This window comes from Shewanella sp. K8, from assembly GCF_028823715.1.
Lineage (GTDB): Bacteria > Pseudomonadota > Gammaproteobacteria > Enterobacterales > Shewanellaceae > Shewanella > Shewanella algae.
The window spans coordinates 26,998-50,223 of the sequence record NZ_JAPEHY010000030.1 but is presented as its reverse complement, the minus strand read 5'-3'; the positions used below and the strand labels follow the sequence as shown (position 1 = coordinate 50,223).

Annotated in this window: 19 protein-coding genes, 5 tRNA genes and 2 pseudogenes; 8 read left to right on the top strand and 18 right to left on the bottom strand. The window is 53.4% G+C overall.

Translation table 11 applies throughout. The features are described from left to right. Positions 1-53 precede the first annotated feature (53 nt). Entirely contained in the window at positions 54-839 is a 786-nt protein-coding gene (locus ON072_RS15765) for a substrate-binding domain-containing protein (protein ID WP_045283501.1), read from the top strand. A gap of 1 nt (position 840) precedes the next feature. On the opposite strand, the pseudogene ON072_RS15760 reads toward ON072_RS15765, so the two are convergent. From ON072_RS15760 to hemA, 8 genes and pseudogenes are all read right to left on the bottom strand, one after another. Then, positions 841-1,599 (bottom strand): annotated as a pseudogene (locus ON072_RS15760) (EamA family transporter); the annotation flags it as partial. A gap of 549 nt (positions 1,600-2,148) precedes the next feature. Then, positions 2,149-2,997, bottom strand: coding sequence for a 3-deoxy-8-phosphooctulonate synthase (gene kdsA, locus ON072_RS15755; protein ID WP_025011695.1), 849 nt, complete (start codon positions 2,995-2,997; stop codon positions 2,149-2,151). 44 nt (positions 2,998-3,041) lie between these two features. Then, positions 3,042-4,313, bottom strand: coding sequence for a DUF819 family protein (locus ON072_RS15750; RefSeq protein ID WP_371872575.1), 1,272 nt, complete (start codon positions 4,311-4,313; stop codon positions 3,042-3,044). A 79-nt stretch (positions 4,314-4,392) separates the two neighbouring features. Then, the gene (locus ON072_RS15745) at positions 4,393-5,184 is read right to left on the bottom strand and encodes a transglutaminase family protein (RefSeq protein WP_025011693.1); all 792 of its coding nucleotides are present in this window, start codon (positions 5,182-5,184) and stop codon (positions 4,393-4,395) included. After that, positions 5,184-5,579, bottom strand: coding sequence for a SirB2 family protein (locus ON072_RS15740; RefSeq protein WP_025889918.1), 396 nt, complete (start codon positions 5,577-5,579; stop codon positions 5,184-5,186). Before ON072_RS15740 ends, ON072_RS15745 begins: the two co-directional genes overlap by 1 nt. A 156-nt stretch (positions 5,580-5,735) precedes the next feature. Beyond that, positions 5,736-6,581 carry a peptide chain release factor N(5)-glutamine methyltransferase gene (prmC, locus tag ON072_RS15735; protein WP_109248760.1) on the bottom strand — a complete coding sequence of 282 codons (846 nt, stop codon included), beginning with the start codon at positions 6,579-6,581 and terminating at the stop codon, positions 5,736-5,738. A gap of 11 nt (positions 6,582-6,592) precedes the next feature. Then, entirely contained in the window at positions 6,593-7,678 is a 1,086-nt protein-coding gene (gene prfA, locus ON072_RS15730; protein ID WP_025011691.1) for a peptide chain release factor 1, read from the bottom strand. 14 nt (positions 7,679-7,692) lie between these two features. Further along, positions 7,693-8,943, bottom strand: a complete 1,251-nt coding sequence (gene hemA / locus ON072_RS15725; RefSeq protein ID WP_028779720.1) for a glutamyl-tRNA reductase — start codon at positions 8,941-8,943, stop codon at positions 7,693-7,695. A 238-nt stretch (positions 8,944-9,181) separates the two neighbouring features. On the opposite strand from hemA, the gene lolB reads away from it, so the two are divergent. The 3 genes from lolB to ON072_RS15710 all read left to right on the top strand — a co-directional run bounded on the left by lolB (position 9,182) and on the right by ON072_RS15710 (position 11,755). Beyond that, positions 9,182-9,853 carry a lipoprotein insertase outer membrane protein LolB gene (gene lolB, locus ON072_RS15720; protein ID WP_107005975.1) on the top strand — a complete coding sequence of 224 codons (672 nt, stop codon included), beginning with the start codon at positions 9,182-9,184 and terminating at the stop codon, positions 9,851-9,853. Beyond that, entirely contained in the window at positions 9,850-10,728 is an 879-nt protein-coding gene (ispE, locus tag ON072_RS15715; protein WP_261753082.1) for a 4-(cytidine 5'-diphospho)-2-C-methyl-D-erythritol kinase, read from the top strand. Before lolB ends, ispE begins: the two co-directional genes overlap by 4 nt. Before the next feature lie 79 nt (positions 10,729-10,807). Next, positions 10,808-11,755, top strand: coding sequence for a ribose-phosphate pyrophosphokinase (locus tag ON072_RS15710; protein ID WP_028779717.1), 948 nt, complete (start codon positions 10,808-10,810; stop codon positions 11,753-11,755). Between the two features lie 664 nt (positions 11,756-12,419). Here ON072_RS15710 and ON072_RS15705 read toward each other — a convergent pair. Beyond that, positions 12,420-12,518 (bottom strand): annotated as a pseudogene (locus ON072_RS15705) (transposase); the annotation flags it as partial. Between the two features lie 176 nt (positions 12,519-12,694). Beyond that, entirely contained in the window at positions 12,695-13,177 is a 483-nt protein-coding gene (locus ON072_RS15700; RefSeq protein ID WP_208164126.1) for a hypothetical protein, read from the bottom strand. A gap of 3,137 nt (positions 13,178-16,314) precedes the next feature. Here ON072_RS15700 and ON072_RS15695 point away from each other — a divergent pair. The 3 genes from ON072_RS15695 (at position 16,315) to ON072_RS15685 (ending at position 18,399) form a co-directional block, all read left to right on the top strand. Further along, entirely contained in the window at positions 16,315-17,448 is a 1,134-nt protein-coding gene (locus ON072_RS15695) for a pyridoxal phosphate-dependent aminotransferase (protein WP_261753083.1), read from the top strand. Between the two features lie 82 nt (positions 17,449-17,530). Further along, positions 17,531-17,989 carry a hypothetical protein gene (locus ON072_RS15690; RefSeq protein ID WP_025012151.1) on the top strand — a complete coding sequence of 153 codons (459 nt, stop codon included), beginning with the start codon at positions 17,531-17,533 and terminating at the stop codon, positions 17,987-17,989. After that, positions 17,986-18,399: a hypothetical protein gene (locus tag ON072_RS15685; RefSeq protein ID WP_093982420.1), complete on the top strand. Its 414-nt coding sequence runs from the start codon at positions 17,986-17,988 to the stop codon at positions 18,397-18,399. The genes ON072_RS15690 and ON072_RS15685 overlap by 4 nt, the downstream gene beginning before the upstream one ends. Before the next feature lie 286 nt (positions 18,400-18,685). Here the strand turns inward: ON072_RS15685 and ON072_RS15680 are convergent. The 8 genes from ON072_RS15680 to ON072_RS15645 form a co-directional block, all read right to left on the bottom strand. After that, positions 18,686-18,797: transfer RNA gene (locus ON072_RS15680), tRNA-OTHER, on the bottom strand. A gap of 67 nt (positions 18,798-18,864) precedes the next feature. Continuing rightward, positions 18,865-18,941, bottom strand: a tRNA-Met gene (locus ON072_RS15675). Between the two features lie 25 nt (positions 18,942-18,966). Continuing rightward, a tRNA-Gln gene (locus ON072_RS15670) sits at positions 18,967-19,041 on the bottom strand. A gap of 35 nt (positions 19,042-19,076) precedes the next feature. After that, positions 19,077-19,161 (bottom strand) — tRNA-Leu (locus ON072_RS15665). 32 nt (positions 19,162-19,193) lie between these two features. Beyond that, positions 19,194-19,270: transfer RNA gene (locus ON072_RS15660), tRNA-Met, on the bottom strand. Between the two features lie 175 nt (positions 19,271-19,445). Further along, positions 19,446-20,537, bottom strand: coding sequence for a redox-regulated ATPase YchF (gene ychF, locus ON072_RS15655; protein WP_261753084.1), 1,092 nt, complete (start codon positions 20,535-20,537; stop codon positions 19,446-19,448). A gap of 85 nt (positions 20,538-20,622) precedes the next feature. After that, positions 20,623-21,210, bottom strand: a complete 588-nt coding sequence (gene pth, locus ON072_RS15650; protein WP_221055363.1) for an aminoacyl-tRNA hydrolase — start codon at positions 21,208-21,210, stop codon at positions 20,623-20,625. Positions 21,211-21,402: 192 nt separating this feature from the next. Continuing rightward, positions 21,403-22,671 carry an FAD-dependent oxidoreductase gene (locus ON072_RS15645; protein ID WP_144167843.1) on the bottom strand — a complete coding sequence of 423 codons (1,269 nt, stop codon included), beginning with the start codon at positions 22,669-22,671 and terminating at the stop codon, positions 21,403-21,405. Positions 22,672-22,823: 152 nt separating this feature from the next. On the opposite strand from ON072_RS15645, the gene ON072_RS15640 reads away from it, so the two are divergent. Next, entirely contained in the window at positions 22,824-23,147 is a 324-nt protein-coding gene (locus ON072_RS15640; protein ID WP_025889590.1) for a hypothetical protein, read from the top strand. Positions 23,148-23,226 lie beyond the last annotated feature (79 nt).

Sequence of the window (23,226 nt, the reverse complement as noted above, 5' to 3'; positions counted from 1 at the left end):
GCCGGCTCGCTCCCGGGCCGGCTCACTCCCAAATACACTAAGGACACACAGATATGAAGCATAAGTTCAAGAGCAAGTTACTGCTGTTGGCCCTGGGCTGTACCCTGAGCTTCGGCAGTTGGGCAGAGACATTGAAAGTGATCACTTCCGGCGGTTTTGCCGGCACCCTGACCGCGATGGAGAAGCAAATAGAACAGGATACCGGGCTGGATTTGATCATCTCATATGGCTCGTCATCCGGTGGTGCCCATGACTCCATTCCGGAGCGGCTCAAACGCAACGAAGCGTTCGATGTGTTGATCCTGTCCCAAAGCTCACTCAACAAGCTGACAGAAAAGGGCTATGTGCTCAGTGACAGCCACAGGGATCTGGTGCGTTCCCGCATAGGCATGTGCGTTAAAGCGGGCACAGCCAAGCCGGACATCAGCACAGAGGAAGCTTTTATCAAGGTGCTGCAACAAGCCGATTCGATAGGTTACTCGGCCAGCGCCAGTGGCACTTATCTGGCCAGCAAACTCTGGCCAGAGATGGGGCTGTGGCAAATGATAGAACCCAAGAGCAAAAGGGTTTTGAGTGAAAGGGTCGCCACCGTGGTCGCCAGAGGAGAATTACAGATAGGTTTTCAGCAGATAAGTGAAATACTGCCTATCGCAGGCGCCGAATTTGTCGGGCCGATCCCGGACAAATTCCAGAAGGTAACCACCTTCTCGAGTGGTATCACCCAAAGCAGCCTGCAACCTGAAGCAGCCAAACGTCTTATTGACTACCTGGCCTCGGATAAACCTTATGTACTCAGCAGCATACGCCACTCAGGGCTGGATCCTGTGGCAGCAGAGTAAATCATCCCCAAAGCACCAATACCGCGGCCAGGGCAATCAGTACCAGGCCGCCCATATCCTTGACCTTGACCCGCTGCTTGAGCCAAAGGCTGGAGATCAGCATCATAAAGAAGACTTCCACCTGCCCGAGCGTTTTCACATAAGGCACGGCCGTGAGCGACATGGCACTGAACCAACCTATTGAACCCAGACAACTGCTGATACTGATGACCAGGGTCAACCTGGGCCTATGCCAGAGTTTTTTAAGGGTCTCTTTATCTTTGATAAGAAGCCAGGCGAGCAGCAACAAGGTCTGCAGCAAAATAACCAACAAGAGTACCCAGGCGGCGCGGTGAGGAAACGGCAAACCCAGCACCAGGCTTGCTTCCCGAACCCAGAGCGAAGTCAGCGCAAAGGCGCTGCCGCACCCCAACCCCAGCAACAGCGTCTTGAAGGACAAGCCTTTGAGCCCGCCGTGGGTACTGAGCAGAAAGACCGCCACTGTACCGACAAGTACCCCCAGCCAGCCGGTGACAGTCAACGCAGTGCCGAAGAACAGACTGCCGAGCACGGCCGCGACCAAGGCTTCACTCTTGGCCAGCCCGGCGCCGACAGCGAAATTCTGCAATTGGAACAGTTTTACCATCAGGGCGGTCGCGAGGATCTGCGCCAAGGCCGCCCCTATGATGTACTGCAGCGCGCCATGCCCAAGCTGCGGCAATCCTGCGTCCTGCCAGGCATAAAGTGACAACAGATATACAGCAGCCAACGGGCCGGCATAGCTAATACCATTCCGCATAGGAGTTTACTCACTCAGCGAGAATGAAAAAACGGGGAGGCAAGTAGAGCGATGGAAGATTCATTGGGATAAATCGACATTGGCCTACGCCGCATACGCGCTTTTTCAACTCGCCCTACGGGAGCTTGTCAGCCACCCGATTACTGCGCCAACTTGCCTCGCCGTAGAATCACTATGTCATCGCCAATCTGGCTTGAACTCGAATGGCTGACACAGCTCTGAGTAGCCCAAACTTCTATAAGGAATGGTATGAACGCGCCAGCGTCACCCCGACAACGACTGAGACGGCTCTGAAACGCGTTGCGCCACGCCTGCATAAAGGCGGCCATCAGGGTAAAGAAGATCCACATGGGTGGCTTGTCCTTAAAATTTGCGCCCGAGAATGCTTGCCCGATGAACCGCAAGCCATGACTGAAACGAAAAACGCCCGCGATTGCGGGCGTTTGAGACTAACACGCTAGCCAGGTGATTCGCTATTCCACCAAAGGCGCAGCTTGCAGCAGCTTAGGTAAGGTTAACCAAGTACTTGGCTCAGCGACTGGTATCCAGCGCCGGGAAAGACTTCACCAGATCATCAACGGCCTTCATCTGGCTCAGATACCCTTCCAGTTGCTGCAGTGGCAAAGCACAAGGGCCATCACACTTGGCATTGTCCGGGTCCGGGTGCGCTTCAATAAACAGCCCGGCCAGTCCCAGCGCCATACCGCTGCGGGCCAGTTCGGTTGCCTGGGCACGACGACCACCGGCAGAATCTTCACGGCCGCCAGGGCGCTGCAGCGCATGGGTGGCATCGAAGATCACCGGGTAGCCGGATTGCTTCATCTCATCCATGCCCAGCATGTCCACCACCAGGTTGTTATAACCAAAGCAGCTGCCACGCTCACAGAGAATGATCTCATCATTACCCGCTTCGTTGAATTTCTTGATGATATGCCGCATCTCATGGGGCGCCAGGAACTGAGGCTTTTTCACATTGATGATAGCCCCTGTCTTGGCCATGGCCACCACAAGATCTGTCTGGCGCGCCAGGAAGGCCGGCAACTGGATGATGTCGACCACTTCGGCCACAGGCGCGCACTGGTAGGGCTCATGTACATCGGTAATCAATGGCAGCTTGAAGGTGTCCTTGATCTCCTGGAAGATTTTCAAACCTTCTTCCATGCCTGGGCCACGATAGGAGTTGACGGATGAGCGGTTGGCCTTGTCGAAGGAGGCCTTGAACACATAAGGGATCCCCAGCTTCTGAGTGACTTCCGCGTAGGTTTCGGCAATGGTCATCGCCAAGTCCCGCGACTCGAGTACATTCATGCCACCGAACAGCACAAAGGGCTTGTCATTGGCTATCTCAATAGCCCCCAGATGTATGGTTTTATTACTCATCGCAACTTCTCTCTTGAATGCCGCTCATGCGGCGTTAACTTAAATCAGCCGGCCACGGCCTGCAGCAACTGGCCACAGAGCCAGGCCATATAAGTGCCTAAAGCATAGCCGAATACCGCCAGCAGTACACCTACGGGTGCCAGTGCCGGATGGAAGGCCGCAGCCACTACGGGCGCAGACGCCGCGCCGCCAACGTTGGCCTGGCTGCCCACCGCCATGTAAAACAGCGGTGCACGGATAAGCTTGGCCACCAGCAGCATCAATCCCGAATGCACCAGCATCCAGATAATGCCCACCAGGAAGTAAATCGGCGTATCCAGAATTTGGGATACATCCATATGCAAACCGATTGTAGCCACCAGTATGTAGAGGTAGGCCGAGGCTATCTTGGAGGCTCCGGCCGCTTCCAAATGACGGGCCGGGCTGAATGACAACAGCAAACCTATGGTGGTCACTATCACCACCAGCCAGAAGAATCCAGAGGTCAGACTGTATTGCTCGGTCCAGGGATAGTTGGTTGCAAACCAGGGAGCCAGCAGGTCGGCGCCGACATGGGCCAGACCGGTAATACCAAAGCCCACAGCCACTATCAGCATAATGTCGCGCAGGCTGGGAATGCGGGCGTTTTCGGCATGATATTGCTCCACCTTGGCCTTGAGGCTTTCAATGGCGCTGGTATCTGCACCTGTCTTGGCATCTATCTCCTTGGCCCTGGATGCCATAAACAGCAGCACGGCCATCCAGATGTTGGCGACTATCACATCGACAGTGACCATCACGGAGAAGATATTGCCGCCCACTTCATAAATCTCTTTCATCGCCGCCTGGTTGGCACCACCGCCAATCCAGCTGCCGGCGAGTGTCGTCATGCCGCGCCAGACTGCGTCCGGGCCGTGGCCAGCGGTCAATGTCGGGTCGATTGCCGACATGATAAGCAGGGCAATCGGGCCACCTATGACAATGCCCATGGTGCCGGTCAAAAACATCACTACCGCCTTGGGACCCAGCCCCAGAATGGCTTTGAGGTCGACGCTGAGGATCAACAATACCAAACAGGCAGGCAGCAGATAACGGGACGCCACATAGTAAAGTTTGGAGGTACTGCCATCGACAATCCCAAAGGTATTGAGCAAGGATGGCAGGAAGTAACACAGCAACAAGGCCGGGATGAAACGGTAAAACTTTTGCCAGAAAGGATGGCTGCTGCTGTTGGTGTAAAAAACGAAGCCGAGAATGGCGGCCAGAATGCCGAGCGCGGTGGCGTCATTGGTCACCAACGCAGTCATTTCAGTGGCCGCCTGTGAGGTACTGCTCATAGGTCCTATCTCCCTTGCGATTGCAATTTATTGTTTTATTTTAATATTTATATTTTTCTCACTGCCCTCACGGGCAGGTTCAATGGAAGGTTTGAGGGTCGTCTCCCAATTCTCTGAGTTGCATCTTCACCAGCTCGACCACGGGGTCGTGCGGGCTGTTGTCGACAAAATACTGCAGATCGGCGCTGGCGACATGAATCGCCCCCAGTTGCTGGGCAATAAAGGCGCGCTCCCGGTGCAGGCTGAGATCGTCGGCATGCCATTCAAGCAGCAAATTGCAGCACTCCATCGCGACTTCAAATTCATGGGCGACTATGGCGCCGGCCTTGAGTTCATGCAGCATGCGGGTCATCAGCCTTTGGGTGCCAACCGGCTTGAGGTAAGACGCCTTCAGCGGTGCACTGTTGCCCAGCTCGCCGCGAACCAGGGCATGCAAGCGCTCTTTGCTGAGGCGCTCCCCCCGAAGCGGGTCGAGATAGATGAGTTCACCGGCCACGTGGCAGGCCAGCACTGTGGTGCCCGGCAGCAGTACAGGGTCGAATTTCAAGTCCAGCTGTTTGCCAAGCAACATAAGCACAGTTGCCAATGTGGTGCTGTTCCCCTGGCGGCTGAGAATACACTGGCCGAGATCGGCCGCCTGCCGGGAAAAATAATCTTCTCTGGGGGCAAACCCCAGATCCTTGTAAAACCAGTTCAGCAGCGCCTGAAAGCGCCGCTGCTGATCGACCAGATAGTGGCTGAGCACTGAGCCGGACAGTTCCAGCCAGGCCCAGTTGGCCTGTTTGGCCAGGCCAAAGCCCAGATATTGGCAAAGCTCAAATGCCGACTCGGGCAGAGAGAGTTCGTCTTGCTTAAGAGAATATTGTTGCATTACCCCAGAATTACCGCTTGTTTGAAGTGTGCCAGTTTTGCCGCATAAACCACCCAGCCCAGAGCACCGAGGAAGGCGAAGATCCGGAAGATCAGATTACGGTTGGACTTGAGCGCCATCACGCCCAGCAGTATGTAAGCGACCACTGCGCCTATCTTCTCCGTCATCCAGGGATCGACGAAAGGATACTGCTTAATCATAAAACACAGAGTCAATCCGGACAGCAGCAGGAAAGTATCGATCACATGCGGACCTACCTTCAGCAGTTTCTTGTCCATAATGGCTGACTGACGCAGCTTAAGCACGAAACGCACAATGAACAGCAATACGCTGACGGCGATCAGGGTCATGTGCAGGTGTTTAACTGCCGGATACAGGCTGTAAAAAGTTTCCATCGGATAGCTATCTGTAGGTGAACAAAGGCGACAGTGTACCCTATCGCAGTGCTCAGCACCAAGGCCAAGCCGCTATCGAAAAGGCGGAATTATGACAGGAAATGGGGACGATATCGGCAGTTTTCAAGCCCGGGAGATAACCCCGGGCACAGACACTCAACCGGGCCAAAAACCCAGGGTGCATCTATCATTGGAGCCAAAGTCGCGCACTGTGGCCACCTGCTGATAACCTAGCTCGGCAAGTTTTTCCCTGAGGTTCACGGCCTGAGCATAACCATGCTCCAGCAGCAGATAACCGCCCGGCAGCAGGTGCTCCCTGGCATGGGCTGCGATATGGAACAGGTCGGCAAAGCCCTGATCGGCGGCGGTCAAGGCGCTGCGGGGTTCGAAGCGCACATCGCCCATCTCAAGATGCTCGTCATCCTCCTCGATATAGGGAGGGTTGGAAACAATCAGCTGGAACTTACGCCCCTGAACCGCCGAAAACCAGTCGCTCTGGAGGATCTCCACCTGCGGCAGTTTCAAATTATCCCGGTTGGCACAGGCCAGCTCCACCGCGGCCTCGACCTTATCAACAGCAGTCACCTGCCAGCCTTGTCGCTCATGGGCCAGTGCCAGCGCGATAGCGCCGGTACCTGTGCCGAGATCCAGCACGGCGATATCATCTGAAAGCGGCAGGTTGAGCGCGGTTTCCACCAGAATTTCGGTGTCCGGGCGCGGAATAAGAGTGGATTCGTTGACAATAAAAGGCAGTGACCAGAACTCGCGCTCACCCACAATATGGGCCACGGGCACGCCTTGGCTGCGACGCAGCACCATCTGGGTGAACTGCTTGTGCTGCTCGGCCGACAAACTTCTTTCGGGCCAGGTATAGATAAAACTGCGGCTCTTGCCCAAGCAATGCAGCAACAGGGCTTCGGCATCTGCATGGGCAGACTCGGACGATGCGGCCAGCATAGAAGAGGCCCATTGCAGGGCCTCGGCAATATTGAGTTTAGTCACAGACAGTCCTTTTATTCGTCGGACAGAGCCGCCAGCATGTCGGCCTGATGCTCTTGCATCAAGGGCTCAAGCAGCTGCTCCAGGTCTCCTTCTATCACCTCGTTGAGACGATACAGTGTCAGGTTGATCCTGTGGTCGCTCACCCTTCCCTGAGGGAAATTATAGGTGCGGATCCGCTCGGAGCGGTCACCGCTGCCCACCAGAGAGCGACGGGTAGATTCTTCGGCGCTGCGGCGCTTTTCGTCTTCGGCCGCCTGCAAACGGGCCGCCAGCACGCTCAAGGCTTGAGCCTTGTTCTTGTGCTGAGAGCGCTGATCCTGGCATTCAACCACCAAGCCTGTGGGCAAGTGGGTAATACGAATCGCCGAGTCGGTTTTGTTAACGTGCTGACCACCGGCACCGGAAGAACGGAAGGTGTCGATACGCAGCTCGGCCGGGTTGATTTCCACCGCCTGGGCCTCGGGCACTTCGTGCATAACGGCCACGGTACAGGCCGAGGTGTGCACCCGCCCCTGGGATTCGGTTTCCGGCACCCTTTGTACCCTGTGACCACCGGACTCAAACTTGAGTTTGCCGTAGACACCGTCACCACTGACCTTGGCAATCACCTCTTTGAAACCGCCATGCTCGCCCTCGCTGGCGCTCATGACTTCGACCTGCCAGCGCTGGCTCTCGGCATAACGGCTATACATACGGAAAAGATCACCGGCAAAGATAGCGGCTTCATCACCACCGGCACCGGCACGGATTTCCAGAAAGGCGTTGCTGGCATCATTGGGATCTTTGGGTAACAGCAGAATTTGCAACTCGCCTTCCAGCTGCTCCAGCTGAGCGCGGGCCGCCTTGATCTCTTCCTGAGCCATCTCTTTCAGCTCAGGATCTTCCTCGGCCAGCATCTCCTGTGCGGTTTGCAGATCCGCCTGCGCCTGCTGGTAGGCCTTAAAGCCTTTGACCACATCTTCAAGCTGAGCATATTCCCGTGACAGGGCTCTGAACCTGTCCTGATCCGCTATGACATCTGCGTCACTGAGCAGGGCCAATACTTCTTCATTACGCTCAAGCAAGCCTTCCAGCTTGCGGATAACGGATTCCTTCATTTAGCTCGCTAACCTTAGTGTTTATCCAAGCCGAGCGCGGTTCTCAATTGACCCAAAGCATTGAGATCACCCTGACGACTGGCTGCAGTCAGGGCCTGGGTCGGAGCATGGATCAGTCTGTTGGTCAGACGGTTGGCCAGTTCCAGCAGCACCTGCTCTGTGTCTGCTCCCTGCGCCAACTTGTTCATTGCCCGTTCAACCAGCTCATCTTTAATCGCCATGCTCTGGGTACGATATTCGCGAATGCTGTCGACCGATTCCAGTGAGCGAACCCACTCCATAAACTGGTGTGAATGCTCTTCGGCAATGACTTCCGCTTGCTCGGCGGCCTCTCTACGGGAGGCCATATTCTGTTCGATTATGCTTTGCAGATCATCGACCGTGTACAAGAAAGCATCGTCCAAATCACCGACTTCTGCCTCAATATCACGGGGAACCGCTATATCAACCAATAACATAGGTTGATGGCGGCGCTGCTTAAGCGCTTTTTCTACCATGCCCTTGCCCAGGATGGGCAGCGGACTGGCGGTAGAGGATATCACGATATCGGCCTTGGGGAGAAAATCTGGTATCTGCTCCAGGGTAATCGCCTGGGCATTGAACTCTTCGCACATGGCTTCGGCGCGGGAAATGGTGCGGTTGGCCACCACCATGCTGGTGACGCCGTTCTCCTTCAGGTGGCGGGCAACCAGTTCTATGGTTTCACCGGCGCCAATGAGCAGCACCTTGGTCGCAGCCAGAGAAGAGAAGATGTGTTTGGCCATGCTGACGGCGGCAAAGGCAACCGAAACCGCCGCAGTGCCGATTTCCGTTTCGGTGCGCACCTTCTTGGCCACGGCAAAAGTATTTTGAAACAGACGATCCAGTGTCAGTGCCACTGTGCCGGATTCCTTGGCCTTGGCAAACGCCTGTTTGACCTGACCGAGGATCTGCGGTTCGCCCAGCACCAGAGAGTCGAGCCCGGATGCAACCCGCATCAGGTGTTGCACCGCGGGTTGACCACAGTGTTGGTACAGGCAAGGGGCCACCTCTTCATGGCTCAGGCCATGATAGTCTTCCAACCAACGCACTACCTGCTCGGCATTTTCCGTGTTGCAGTAAAGCTCGGTGCGGTTACAGGTGGAAACGATGACGGCTTCCCCGCTCTGAGTCTCCTTGGCCAGGCTGCGCATGGCTTCATGGATCTTGTCCGGGGCAAAGGCAACTTTCTCACGCAGGTCAACAGTGGCGGTTTTATGGTTTATACCAATTGCTACAAGGCTCATCTGAACTCGTTCTGGACTCTTGGCGTCGCTGTAGGATGCGGCCATTCTACTGAATTGGCCACCTTAAAAACAGAATACGCTTAACAAAACCGAATAAAGGTCTAACTTCTCAACCAATTTATCAATTAAGCTGAACAGGCGCTGGCAAAAGCCATAAGGGCGACACCACAGGGGTCGGCGCTTATTGGTATTCTGCCAAAGCCCTCGTATCATAGGCGGCCAACACAGTGAACAACAGATGATTATTTTGAAGTACTTCACAAAAACCTGTTTTACACCTCTGTCGACCCTGCGCCTGCTGTTGCCCCTGCTGCTCCTTGGCCTGCTCAGCGCCTGTAGCAGCCTGCCCGATGCCCGCTGGCAGGCGACTCAAGTCAAGCACGCAGAGCAAGCCAAGGCCTGGGAGCTGAAAGGCAAGCTGGCGGTAAAAACTCCCGAGGAAAAATTCAGCACCAATCTTTATTGGCTGCACACCCCAACGACAGAAGAGCTGAGACTCACCACCATGTTGGGCACCAGTGTAATGCTGCTGAAAAGCGGCCCGGACGGCGCCTTACTGGAGTTGGATGGTGAAGTCTACCGCGACCGAGACCCGCAGCGTTTACTCGATGGCCTCAGCAGTTGGAGCATACCCCTTAACGCCCTGCCCCGCTGGGTGCTTGGCCTCAGCGCCGCTGACACTGAACTCCTGCTCACAAACAATGACGGCAATCCCCAGAGCCTGGAAGATGGCAGCGTCAGCCCTCCGTGGCAGGTGAAGTATCTCAGCTGGCAGCAACAAAGCGGTGCCGATATTCCGCGCCTTCTTAAACTCAATCGCGGCGCGCTCGAACTCAAGATCCAGTTGACCGAGTGGCAGGCACTCGAAGCCCAGAGCACAATCACCACCAAGGAAAGCCAGCAGCCATGAGTTCTCTAGACCAAACATCCAAACCCAATAGTCTTTCGCTTGGTTGGCCGGCCCCGGCCAAGCTTAATCTGTTTTTGCATATCAATGGTCGCCGGGAAGATGGCTACCATGAACTGCAGACCCTGTTTCAGTTTCTCGACCATGGCGATCTGTTGGACTTTAAAGTTACCGCCAATGGCGAGCTCAAACTGCACTCCAATCTCGGCGCTGCTGTCCCGGATAGCGATAACTTAATTCTCAAGGCCGCAAAATCATTGCAGCAAGCCAGTGGTTGTAAACTGGGAGCCGAGATCTGGCTCGACAAGAAACTGCCCATGGGCGGCGGTCTGGGGGGCGGCTCGTCGGACGCGGCCACCACTCTGGTGGCCCTCAACGCCCTGTGGCAAACCGGCGTGAGTGAAACTGAACTTGAGCAAATTGGTTTAAAACTCGGCGCTGATGTTCCTGTTTTCATTAACGGTTTGGCGGCCTTTGCCGAAGGGGTCGGCGAAAAACTTCAGCCGGTGGAACCGGCCGAACCTTGGTATCTGGTGCTGGTTCCCGAGGCCCATGTCTCCACTGAAAAAGTGTTCCATGATCCTGATTTGCCAAGAGATACTCCTAAGCTTTCTCTGGAGCAACTGCTGAGCGCCCCTTGGCAAAACGACTGTCAGGCACTGGTATGTCGCCATTACCCTCAAGTTGCCAAGGCCTTGGGCTGGCTGCTAGAATATGCGCCGTCCAGAATGACCGGAACCGGTGCCTGCGTGTTCGGGGAGTTCGAAAAACAGCAACAAGCTCTCGATTGTCTGGCACAGCTGCCACCATCTTTCAAAGGCTTTGTTGCCAAAGGGATAAATAGATCGCCGCTTCAGAGTCGACTGGCTCGCCTCTGAACAGTTTCTTCCGGGATGAAGCGGTCCGCCGTTTTTTGTCCCAGCCACTAAAATAAAGCAAACGCCTGAGGTTCTTACAGTGCCCGACATCAAGCTCTTTGCTGGGAACGCTACCCCCAGTCTCGCCAAAAAGATAGCCGACCGTCTTTTTTGTAAACTCGGAGACGCAGAGGTAGGCCGTTTCAGCGATGGTGAAATCAGTGTCCAGATAAACGAAAATGTACGTGGTGCTGATGTGTTTATCATTCAGTCCACCTGCGCACCAACCAACGACAACCTGATGGAGTTGATCGTAATGGTTGATGCCCTGCGCCGCGCTTCAGCCGGCCGTATCACAGCCGTTATCCCTTACTTTGGTTATGCCCGTCAGGACCGCCGTGTCCGCAGCGCCCGTGTACCCATTACCGCCAAAGTGGTTGCCGATTTCCTCTCCAGCGTGGGTGTCGACAGAGTACTGACCTGCGACCTGCACGCCGAGCAGATCCAGGGCTTCTTCGATGTACCGGTAGACAACGTCTTCGGTAGCCCAGTGCTGCTGGAAGATATGCTGGCCAAGAAACTGGATAACCCTGTTGTTGTTTCCCCCGATATCGGTGGTGTTGTTCGCGCCCGCGCCGTAGCCAAACTGCTCGACGACTCAGATCTGGCGATCATCGACAAGCGTCGCCCACAGGCCAACGTGGCTCAGGTAATGCACATCATAGGTGACGTTCAAGGCCGTGACTGCATCATAGTTGATGACATGATCGACACAGGTGGCACTCTGTGTAAGGCTGCTGAAGCCCTGAAAGAACACGGCGCCAACCGCGTCTTTGCTTATGCAACCCACCCGGTATTCTCCGGCAACGCGGCCAGCAACATAGTAAATTCAGTGATTGACGAAGTCATAGTCACTGACACTGTGCCTTTGAGCCCAGAAATGCTCAAGACAGGCAAAGTGAGCCAACTGACCATGTCAGCGGTACTGGCCGAGGCTATCCGCCGCGTCAGCAATGAAGAATCTATCTCTGCCATGTTCCAGCACTAAGCTGACATGCAGAGTTAACAAGAAACGCACCTTAAGGTGCGTTTTTTTATGCTTGATATTTGGGTTGCCATAACGTGACCCATCAGCTACGGTGCGGATAGGCAGGAAGCCTGAATGCCGTGAAGAGCAAGATGTTCGAGAACGGCCCTTTCGCACAGGCGATACGGTGACATGGCGAGAGTTGCATAGCAACACCACGAATTTAGGCCACTGGCACAGTGGCTAGCATTGCTTTAAGCCTTAAATCCCTCGTCAATACTTGCCGGGCTTTTGACCACATGTGTAACCCATCACCTGCGGTGCGCCTTTCGCACAGGCGATCCTGTGACTCGCTGTAAACCCATCCCTGGGCGCTCGACGAAAACGTCCCTATTTTCGACGGTCACAGTTCCGCCTGTGCCTGGAAAATAGGCGTATGTCTTTGGGTATATAAGCAACTTCAAGCAACACTATTCTTGAAGAATTACACCAATTCCCGCTCGAAGCGGCCGCAGGGCGTTGATGACAATCGCGTAGCGAGGCATGGCCGTTCACGGGCTTCCTGCCCTTCACGGCATTGGGACTCCTGTCCGGCAGATGCTGACGCAGCTCAGTCAAATCAGGGGCGAGTGTCGCCTAGCGACGAGCTAACGAGCGCGAAACAGGATGTTGAGCTGGGTAGGTCGTCATCACCACACAGAAAGGCACGCCGCACCACTCGGCTACAACAATGATAGTAAGGTGTATCTTCAAGGCTGATTTGAGTTCGGTGAGGGTGCGGCATAATAACCTCCTTGTTAAATGCCTAAACAAAGCATAGTCGGGGTTTACTTCCGTGCCATTAATACTGGGTGTCCATTTTTTACTCTGTGCAAGTGTCGGCCTCCAAAATAAGGACACTCATAATTCTTGCTCAGCTAATGCTGGGCGCCCATTGTTATCACCTTGTTATATATCAATTTATGTTTTTGATCTTATTAGGGAAAAACCGTCATCTACATGGATTCGAAAGTTATTATCGAAGCCACTTTTAATTGTAACGTCAGTTAGCGTACTACATAATTGCTCTTTAGGGCATAGTGAGTGGACAAGCTCAAAAACATATCCACCTTGTGCGAGGTAAATTGTGATTTCCTCGCTCATATTCAACCACACCACATAGTTTCCATCTATTTTAAGAAAAACAGTAGCTAGAGAACCACGTAAACCTACATCCCTAGTGATTTTTACTGGAATAGTCCGAGTTTCATCCGGCTTATATAGGTTTTGGTCGTATAATCTATCTTTAGGTGCGAGCTTTATATCCTCTGCTTTTGGAGGTTGAGTAGCACAACCTGAAAGCATTGCTGAAAGAATAATAAATGGTAATAGTGCTTTTTTCACAAAATATCCTTTTTCTATTTTATTTAATGTAACTGCCAGATGATAAAGGCATATAGACATAATGATTCCCTGTGCAGATGTCGGCCTCCGTGTTTTCTCGTGGATTAGTTAAACCAGAGCCACACTGTTTGTTGATCCAATAGGCAAACAATCACAAGAGGCCGACATGTCTAAAGCTAACACACTTTTTATCGGGTTGGACGTACACAAGGAGACCACTGACGTGGCCTGGGTTTCTGATAAGTCTGCTGAGACTGTGCATTACCATGGCACAATCCCAACCAACCTGCGTTTATTTGATAAACTCATTAAAAATCAGCAAGGCTCATGTGGCGAACACAAGTAATGCGAATAACCAAACTCGCGCGGTTCTATTCAAAAGAGTGCAAGGTCAACCGCCGACACTTACTCGCCAAAGTCCGACTGTCAGAGTGTCCTTACCGAAGATTTTTTGGGTCTCCGGTAAGGACACTTTTACCTATTTGACAAAGGGAATAATATCAACGCCCCAAGCAGCGGCGCGCGTTAGCGCGTCCAGCCCGCAGGGCGATGCTGCCTTTGTTTGTTATGTTTTTGAACATGCCAAGTCCTGCGCAACCGCCAACCTAACTTGATTCATTCTACTTAGCCTAAGCAGATAAGACTTTAGCTCGTGTCTCTGTGCTATTGTGCTCTTAGAGCCGTCGTACTTATCGATTTCTACGTCAACTACGTAAGTCCCACCTACCAACACTGTGTATAGGTCTTCGAGCTGCTCAGGGACGTAATGCAGAACATAAGAATTTATGTAGTCATGACCTTCAGACTCTAGTGCCATTCTTAACTTGGAATCACGGGCTTGAAGCGCCTCGTTGGATCGGATCAACTCTTCACGGAAGTCACTTTCCATTTTACTTCCAATAAGCTTCATTTACTCGATCCCTGTCGAAACATAACGCCCCGCGCATGCGCGCGAGCTTGTGAGCGTCGCAGGGGCCGCAGGCCCCGAATGACGCGGTTTGTTAGCTTTGTTTATTTTGTGGTAATTAATGTTGATGTTGGCCACAAGTAAACACCGTTATTTATGTAATATGACTTTAAAACGGTCATTTTACGCATTTTGAAAATAGCCGGTACGCCGCCAAATCGTTTCTCGAAAACTGCAACGGCTTTGAGTCTGCGCACACGCCAAACATAAAACTCAGAGCTGCCTTGCTTTAACTTTGCAGCTTCTTTGGTAGCAAACCTGTGAATCAAAGTTCTAAGTTGCCTCTGTGGTAAATTTTGCCACACAAACACACGAAGCAATGGGCTGCCTTTTTCCAATTTCCATATGCGATGCAGGTCGAATTACTCCGTAAAGCTAACAGCTGTATAGTGCGCATGCGCGTTTTAGTCCTCGGAGGAGTGTAAACGCGTATCGCTATCTGTTTGTATTAGCTGGATATAATACAATTTAGTCCAAATATCCCTTGCAGCCCAACGCGCATGCGCGGTTTCTAAACCTATTATCTACCAGCTGTATTTTTAACATTATGAATTTAATGTTATTTTCTAAAATGTTACAGAAATAACGCGCAAATTTCCGACATGTTGTCCAGAACGTCAATAATACTGTATAAAAATCAGTTATGAGGTGCTTGTCATGAGCACTTCAAGCCGCACAACCAAGGGCCCTACAACCAGGCCCTACAAAAAGCGTTAAGTAAAGCCATGGCTACCGCACGGGTCCAAACTCTGTTCGTCCCTGCATTCCGCTGAAAAAGGAAAAATGCTACTACCTCCAACCTTAAGCTTAAGGAAGTGCTAAAGCTAAGCGATTGAACTGGTTATACAATAGCCAGTACTGAATTTGAAAACAATTAGCCAAAGGTCAAGTTTTGACAAAGGCAACAAAACCCTGATTTGGTTTGTTTTTACAACAGAATTGACTGGGTTGGAACCCAAAACGACACGACTTTAAGCCGCTGGCACAGCGGCTATCATAGCTTCCAGCTAAAAGTTCCTAAGTTAGTACTGGCCGAGCTTCCGGCCACGGTGTAGTCCATCACCTGCGGTGCGCTTTTCGCACAGGCGATCCTGTGACACGGCGTGAATACGTCCATGTAGCCTCGACGAAAACGTCCCTGTTTTCGACGGTCACAGTCCCGCCTGTGCCTGGAAAATAGGTGTATGTCTGCAAACTCTTCAGATGTTTCAAGCTACTCGGTACTAACAGAATTGCACCAATTCCCCCTTCGGAGCCGCCGCTGGCGTTGTTGTAAATTGGCGTAGCCGAGACAGGGATGTCGAGGCTCGAAGGTCGAGCAAGGAGGCGAGTCCTGAGTGTAGCCAATTTGCTTCATAAGCCAGCGGGGATTTCGGCTACGTCGGGGTGTCCTTGGGGATGCAAGGGGCTTTGCCCCTTGCCCGGTGTGATTTGGCGAGAGTTGCGTAGCAACGTGCTTTCGAGCGAGAGCCAGGGATGGCGAGCTGGCCCTTATGCATGGAGGCATTTACACCACGACTTTACGCCGCTGGCACAGCGGCTATTTATGGCTTGAAGCCAAAACTTACCAATGAACTTGCTCCTAGCGGCTAGCTATAACCCATCACCTGCGGTGCGCCTTTCGCACAGGCGATCCTGTGACACGCTGCGAGTACGTCCCTGTAAGCTCTGCCTCGCCATCCCTGGCTCGGAAGGTCACAGTTCCACCTGTGCCTGGAAAATGGGCATATGTCTGCAGCCTAAAACGACTCTGTGTGGGAAGAATTGCACCAATTCCCCCTTCGGAGCCGCCGCTGGCATTGTTGCAAATTGGCGTAGCCGAGACAGGGATGTCGAGGCTCGAAGGTCGAGCAAGGATGCGAGTCCTGAGTGTAGCCAATTTGCTTCATAAGCCAGCGGGGATTTCGGCTACGTCAGGGGTGTCTTTGGGGATGCAAGGGGCTTTGCCCCTTGCCCGGTGTGATTTGGCGAGAGTTGCGTAGCAACGTGCTTTCGAGCGAGAGCCAGGGATGGCGAGCTGGCCCTTATGCATGGAGGCATTAACACCACGACTTTACGCCGCTGGCACAGCGGCTATTTATGGCTTGAAGCCAAAACTTACCAATGAACTTGGTCCTAGCAACTAAAACCCAAAGAATAACAAGCTTCAAATAATGAATAAAAATTCATTTATTTTCTCTCTTCCTCTGGGTAGACTGAGCGCCCTCTTATCCAGAACATCATAATAAACATGCAATTAAGTCGTAGGCATTTTATTCAGGCCGGTTTAGCCGGTACCGCACTGGGGCTCAGTGGCTGCAGTAATTTCTCTTTATCTTCTCAGGAGCAGGCCCAGGCTACTGCCTCCAAGGGTCCCCTGGCGCTGAACTTCAATGAAAACCCGCTGGGGATGCCAAACAGTGCCAGAGAAGCCATTATGCAACATATGGGTGAGGCACACCTGTATCCCGACAGTGCCCGTCAGGCTTTGCTCAAGCGCCTGGCAAGCTACCACGGTGTCAGCCAAGAGCAGCTCATCTACGGCAATGGCTCTTCCGAAGTACTCAAGTTCGCCATAGATGCCATGGCCAGCGCTCACTGCCAGTTGGTGATGCCCAAGCCCACCTTTGACATAGTGGCCGACTATGCCAAGGCTCGGGGACTCAAGGTAACTGAAGTGCCGCTCACCGCCGAGCTGCAAACCGATATCGCCGCCATGCAGGCCGCCGTGGCCGCACACCCTGGCCCTTCCATTGTCTATCTGTGTAACCCCAACAACCCAACCGGCCTCTTGCTGTCCAAGGCGCCGGTTGCACAGTGGCTGGCCAAGGCCAGTCCCGAGCTGCAGTTTATTATTGATGAGGCCTACGGCGAGTATGCCGGTAGCGATTTCCAATCCGCGCTGCCGTTCATCCAAAATGGCCAGAAACACACAGTGCTGACCAAGACGTTCTCCAAAGCATGGGGAATGGCGGGACTAAGGGCCGGTTATGCCATTGCCGCTCCGGAAATGATAGCCGCCATGCAGGCCCAGGCGAGTTTTGACAACGCCAACCTGTTTGCCCTCTATGGGGCGGCAGCAGTGTTGGATGACAGCGCCTGGCTGGCGCAGACCCGCAGCAACAATTTAGAGGCCGGTGCCATTATCATTGCCACGCTCAAACAGTTGGGGCTCGACTATCTGCCGCTCAACGCCAGTTTTATTTTCCACCGCATCAAAGGCAATAATGAAGACTATCGCAAGCGGATGCAGCAGGCCGGCATTCTGGTGGGCCGCACCTTCCCTGGGCTTGAAGGCTGGAATCGCTTGACCTTGGGCACGCCAATGCAGATGCAACAAGTCGCCAAAGAGATGCAACGTCTGCGTTTGGAAGGTTTGCTCTAATTCCTCTTTCAAGCGCTCTTTCAAGTGCCTTGGCTTTTCGCTAGACTCGGACTTTCACAGCCTTTTTCAGAAGGATTCTGATATGCAAGTCCAATCCATTCTGGGGGCGTTATTCGCCCTCGGTTTCTCCCTGTCGTTGCAAGCCGCCCCCGGCGAGCTGGTCATCAACAAAAATGCCAAACCCAAATCCTCAAACAGCTATATCGAAGCCGTTCATAAAGAGATCCCGGTAGCGGGAGCCAGTGAGGCCCAGGTTCGTTATGCCATTCTCGAAGGTATGCTCAGCACCAAGGGCTTTGCCTGGGTATACGAGGGCGAAGGTGAGGGCTATATCCTGGCCCGTTTCGACTATCGTGGCGACACTAATGTGATGCGCATTGAATACGACGCCAACTATATTCAGCTTAAATACCACGCCGCCCTGGGGGATTTTGTCTGCAAGAAGCTGATTGATGATATCTGCTACAAGAATGGCCGCGGCTATTACAACTACATCAAGAATCTGCGTCTCTCCATCGCCCAGGAGCTGAAAAAATCATGAAACGAATACTACTGCCGCTGCTGCTGAATCTGTTATGGCTGAACCCGGCTTCCGCCGAGACTGAATATCAATTGCAACGCTGGCAAAACCCAGTACCCACAGGTGGCTATGTGCAGGATATCCCCGCGATGTTGCAGCGGGCCGTTACCCGGGATAGCTGGGAACTGGAAACTGCCACAGATGGCACCTGGCTCGCCCGGCTCAATAACTACAAGGGATACACGGTCGAAGTAGAAGTAGCACGGCAGGCACAGGAACTGCAGCTTAGCCTGCTCTCCAGCCGCTGCGATTGCAAAATGGACCAAGCCAAAATCGACAGTTGGTTAATTCGCCTCAGGCGCAATATCGCTCTCGAAGTCACCAAGGCCGCCAGAGATGAGAGTCTGCGACAGAAGCTGAAAGTCGAGTAGAAGCTTGATAGCTCAAGGCAGGTATGACTCTGGATCGGTGAAATCTTGGCACTAGTTTACAGGCATACACAAGTTTACAGGCATACATGGATTTCCAGGCACAGGCGGAACTGTAGCCATCCTTGGTTGGTGCTCGAAAGAACGCTGCTACGCAACTCTCGCCATGTCGCAGGAACGCCAGTGCGAAATAGCCGGGATCCTGGCCGATGCGCCAATAGCAGACAAGTTCAAACGATGAAAAACAGATACAAAAAAGCCCGTCTATGACGGGCTCTTTCGTTGAATATGGCTGGGGTACCAGGATTCGAACCTGGGAATGCCGGGATCAAAACCCGGTGCCCTCGAACCTGGGAATGCCGGGATCAAAACCCGGTGCCTTACCGCTTGGCGATACCCCATCAGGGTCGGTGTTTACCGATACGAATCTTAAGACTCGTGAAGACCAAGTTTGCTGCTAAAGAAACATGGTAGCTATGGCGGGACTTGAACCTGCGACCCCAGCATTATGAGTGCTGTGCTCTAACCAGCTGAGCTACATAGCCACTGTATTTTTCTCTTTAGCGTTTATGGCTGGGGTACCAGGATTCGAACCTGGGAATGCCGGGATCAAAACCCGGTGCCTTACCGCTTGGCGATACCCCACCAATAATCAAAGTTAGTTCAATAAGAGACAAATATGGTACGGGAGGAGAGACTTGAACTCTCACACCTTGCGGCACCAGAACCTAAATCTGGCGTGTCTACCAATTTCACCACTCCCGCAGTGTCTCTTGTTTTTGACATCCCAAGAAGGATGGTAGCTATGGCGGGACTTGAACCTGCGACCCCAGCATTATGAGTGCTGTGCTCTAACCAGCTGAGCTACATAGCCACGATAACTTTGTTGTTCCCCGTGCCGAGGAACGGGGCGTATTATGCTTATTCAGGTTATTCAGGTCAACAGCTTTTTTAGGCTAAATCCCGCCGCCCCAGCTGTTTGCCTATAAACCCATCAAACTGGGCAACAGATACGCAAATCCGTGTTCTATCGCCCATTTAGAGTCGCTTTACACGTTAAACAGGAAGTGCATCACGTCGCCGTCTTTGACGATATAGGTTTTCCCTTCCACCCGCAGCTTACCCGCTTCCTTACAACCGGCTTCGCCCTTGAACTGAACAAAGTCATCATAGGCCATAACCTGAGCCCGAATAAAGCCGCGCTCAAAGTCGGTGTGAATTTTACCGGCCGCCTGCGGTGCGGTAGAACCGACAGTCACAGTCCAGGCACGAACTTCTTTCACCCCGGCAGTAAAGTAGGTTTGCAGTGTCAGCAATTCGTAACCGGCGCGGATCACCCGATCAAGCCCTGGCTCTTCCAGGCCCAGCTCTTCAAGGAACTCGCTGCGCTCTTCCTCATCCATTTCCGCCAGATCTGACTCGATAGCGGCGCACACAGGCACCACAACGGCATTTTCTTTTTCGGCAATGGTACGCACTGTATCCAAATGCGGGTTATTGTCGAAACCATCTTCAGAAACGTTGGCAATATACATGGTTGGCTTGAGCGTCAGCAGGTTCAGGTAAGCCACGGCTTCCAGCTCCTCTTTGCTCAAATCCAGGGTACGCAGCATATGGCCTTCGTCCAGTACCGGCTTGAGTTTTTCCAGTACTTCGACTTCAAATTTGGCATCTTTATCACCACCCTTGGCGCGCTTTTGCTGACGCACTATGGCACGCTCAACACTGTCGAGATCCGCCAGTGCCAGTTCGGTATTGATCACTTCAATATCACCGGCCGGGTCAACCTTGTTGGCCACGTGAACAATATTGTCGTTCTCGAAGCAACGTACCACATGGCCGATAGCATCGGTTTCACGGATGTTGGCCAGGAACTTGTTACCCAGCCCTTCGCCCTTGGATGCCCCGGCAACCAGACCGGCAATGTCCACAAACTCCATGGTGGTTGGCAGTACCCGCTCAGGCTTAACGATTTCAGCCAGGGCGTCCAGACGAGCATCCGGCACTGGCACCACACCTGTGTTGGGTTCTATGGTACAGAAGGGAAAGTTTGCCGCTTCGATGCCAGCCTTGGTTAACGCATTGAACAGAGTTGACTTACCGACGTTTGGCAGACCAACGATGCCGCATTTAAAACCCATGATGTTTACCTTTCTCTCTAATTTGAGTCCGGCGCACTCGGCCCCGGACAGGATAATGAAACAGGCGTCAGACGCCTGGATAATCTTAGACCGCTTTAAAGGAGTGCAGCCTGTGCATCGCCTTGGTCATATCCTCGGCAAAGAGGATATCCGTGGCGCGCACCGCTTCATCTACCGCGGCATCTATCAGCGACTGCTCAGTACTCGGCGCCTTGCCAAGCACATAGCCGCTGACTTTGTTCTTGTCCCCGGGGTGACCTATGCCAATCCGCAGACGATAAAAATTCTTGTTGTTGCCCAGCTTGGCAATAATGTCCTTAAGGCCGTTATGGCCGCCATGACCACCGCCAAGCTTGAACTTGGCCACCCCCGGAGGCATGTCCAGCTCATCGTGGGCCACCAAAATCTCCTCCGGTTGAATACGGAAGAAGTTCGCCAATGCCGCCACCGACTTGCCACTCAGGTTCATATAAGTGGAAGGGATCAGCAGGCGCACATCGCGCCCCTTGAGCGTAACTCTGGCAGTCAGGCCAAAATACTTGCTGTCGGCACCGAGCTGGGCACCGCAACCTCTGGCCAGCTCCTGCACATACCAGGCGCCGGCGTTATGGCGGGTCTGGGCATACTCGGCGCCGGGATTGGCCAGCCCGACGATAAGTTTAATCTCTGTCATCAGTCTCTATCAGTCTGTTTATTCAACGAGAAGTTCTGCGAAGGCCGGACAAGGCCAGGCACATATTCACCGCTCTTGAAGCTTGGCCGTTACAGGCCAAAACACTGCGTGAAAGCCAATGAAAAATGCCGCATTCTTGTAAAAACGCGGCATTTTAGCACTCTCTTGCGACAATCAACAAATCGACCGGGGTTATCTCAGCCCCAGCGCATACTTGAGCACTTGCTGCTTGACCGGGGTATTGATATCCGCCAGCTTGAGTCCGGCGTTACGCAACAGTTTAAGTGGCAGCAGATCGTTACTGAAACCGGCATAGAAGAGATCCATGCCTGTCATCATCAACTGATTGTCAAACCAACGCTGCTTTTGGAACCCTTCAAGCACTGTGGCCTTTGACCAGTCTTCGCCCTTCTCCAGCGCCTGGGTGATTGTCGCTATCAAGGCTTCGACGTCTTTAAAGCCCAGGTTAACCCCCTGCCCCGCCAGCGGGTTAATGGTGTGAGCCGCATCCCCCAGGATCACCAGATTGTCGCGGTAGTATTGCTGCGCATGGCGCCGGGTCAGCGGGAAACTGCCCTTGGCCAACACTTCGAAGTGGGGATCCAGCCTATCGGGGAAGTGGTTGATGATCGCCTGCTTCAGTTGGCTGTCGCTTAGCTGCATCAAACTGCGAATTTGTTTGGCATCGTCATACCAAACCAAGGAAGCATTTTTGCCCGGCAATGGCAGCAAGGAGCGCGGCCCTTGCGGAGTAAACTGTTGCCAGGTCACATCCTGCTCATCACACTCGGTGGCGATATTGATCAGCATGCAGGACTGGGAATAATCCCAACCACTGATGCCAATTCCGGCCCATTGACGCACTCTGGAGTTGGCACCATCGGCGCCCACCAGCAAGCGGGCATCGAACACCCGACCATCGTCCAGACTCACCTCTATACCCACACTGGAGCGCACCATGCGCCCGACCCGGGCCGGGCAGCAGAGGGTCAGATTGGGGTAGTTGTCGAATACCTGCCACAGTGCCAGCTGCACCAAACGGTTTTCCACTATGTGGCCGAGACGTTCGGCCTTGATCTGACTGGCATGGAAACGGGTAATGCAGCCTTCCATTTCCCAGGTTTCCAGGCCACGATAAGCCACATGGCGCATTCCGAGCAGAGTATCGAATGCTCCCAGGCGCTCGAGTAGCGCCTCCGATGCCACACTGATGGCCGAGACCCTGACATCCAGAGGTTGCGAGGCATCGAAGGCCTCGGGTTCAAAGGCCTCCACCAGCGCCACTTCCAGCCCGAGTTTGGCCAACCCCAGCGCCGTCGCCGCGCCCACCATACCGCCACCTATGATGACGATATCCTTGGTCTCATGTTGTTCTGTCACTATGCCTTTCCTGCTGTCTCTCTTCTCTGCCGCCTCGGCCACAGAGTTGTGTTCAATGGTAACTGTTTTGGCTTCAATCATGAGCAAATGTTGCTGCCGGCCCTCCTGAAACACCTGCTTACAAGCCGACACACGAGCCTTGGCAACCTTAGGCTAGCCTCTGAGTGTCCAAGCAGTATCTGTCATGGCAAACACCGCATATGCGGTTATCGACATCAACAAGTGAGGATACCATGCGCAAACTTACCAGCAGCCTGATAGCCGCAGCCCTTGTCGTCCCGGCTGCCTTTACTTCTGGTCATGTTCTGGCCGCCACCACGGCAGACCAGATGGAAGTGATAACTGTAACCTATCGCTCGTCGCTGAATTATGCCCTATATCAACAAATCACGGAAACCATGGCCGGCTTTCATTTGGATGTGTTGGAGGACATCTATGCCCAGGCCCGTGGCAGCAACCTGGAGATGGCCGAGCAGTTCTACCAGCAGCAAAATATTCAGGTGGCCGCCAACCGTTTACCCGCACAGGTCGAAAGGGTATTGCAGCAACCAGAGTAATTCTCAGCCCTGGCGTTCAAAAGCTGGTCAGCGGACTTAACAGCAGGTAAAATGGCGCGCTATTTTTTAAGTGGTTCCG

What these genes read in the sequence shown, in the direction of transcription:
- ON072_RS15765 (WP_045283501.1), top strand. Translation starts at nt 54, where the DNA reads ATGAAGCATAAGTTCAAGAGCAAGTTACTGCTGTTGGCCCTGGGCTGT.
- pth (WP_221055363.1), bottom strand. Translation starts at nt 21,210, where the DNA reads ATGACAGAGATTAAACTTATCGTCGGGCTGGCCAATCCCGGCGCCGAG.
- ON072_RS15740 (WP_025889918.1), bottom strand. Translation starts at nt 5,579, where the DNA reads ATGGAAACTTTTTACAGCCTGTATCCGGCAGTTAAACACCTGCACATG.
- hemA (WP_028779720.1), bottom strand. Translation starts at nt 8,943, where the DNA reads ATGAGCCTTGTAGCAATTGGTATAAACCATAAAACCGCCACTGTTGAC.
- ON072_RS15700 (WP_208164126.1), bottom strand. Translation starts at nt 13,177, where the DNA reads ATGTCTATATGCCTTTATCATCTGGCAGTTACATTAAATAAAATAGAA.
- ON072_RS15640 (WP_025889590.1), top strand. Translation starts at nt 22,824, where the DNA reads ATGCGCAAACTTACCAGCAGCCTGATAGCCGCAGCCCTTGTCGTCCCG.
- ON072_RS15690 (WP_025012151.1), top strand. Translation starts at nt 17,531, where the DNA reads ATGCAAGTCCAATCCATTCTGGGGGCGTTATTCGCCCTCGGTTTCTCC.
- ON072_RS15685 (WP_093982420.1), top strand. Translation starts at nt 17,986, where the DNA reads ATGAAACGAATACTACTGCCGCTGCTGCTGAATCTGTTATGGCTGAAC.
- ychF (WP_261753084.1), bottom strand. Translation starts at nt 20,537, where the DNA reads ATGGGTTTTAAATGCGGCATCGTTGGTCTGCCAAACGTCGGTAAGTCA.
- ispE (WP_261753082.1), top strand. Translation starts at nt 9,850, where the DNA reads ATGAGTTCTCTAGACCAAACATCCAAACCCAATAGTCTTTCGCTTGGT.
- kdsA (WP_025011695.1), bottom strand. Translation starts at nt 2,997, where the DNA reads ATGAGTAATAAAACCATACATCTGGGGGCTATTGAGATAGCCAATGAC.
- ON072_RS15745 (WP_025011693.1), bottom strand. Translation starts at nt 5,184, where the DNA reads ATGCAACAATATTCTCTTAAGCAAGACGAACTCTCTCTGCCCGAGTCG.
- ON072_RS15750 (WP_371872575.1), bottom strand. Translation starts at nt 4,313, where the DNA reads ATGAGCAGTACCTCACAGGCGGCCACTGAAATGACTGCGTTGGTGACC.
- prfA (WP_025011691.1), bottom strand. Translation starts at nt 7,678, where the DNA reads ATGAAGGAATCCGTTATCCGCAAGCTGGAAGGCTTGCTTGAGCGTAAT.
- ON072_RS15695 (WP_261753083.1), top strand. Translation starts at nt 16,315, where the DNA reads ATGCAATTAAGTCGTAGGCATTTTATTCAGGCCGGTTTAGCCGGTACC.
- lolB (WP_107005975.1), top strand. Translation starts at nt 9,182, where the DNA reads ATGATTATTTTGAAGTACTTCACAAAAACCTGTTTTACACCTCTGTCG.
- ON072_RS15645 (WP_144167843.1), bottom strand. Translation starts at nt 22,671, where the DNA reads ATGATTGAAGCCAAAACAGTTACCATTGAACACAACTCTGTGGCCGAG.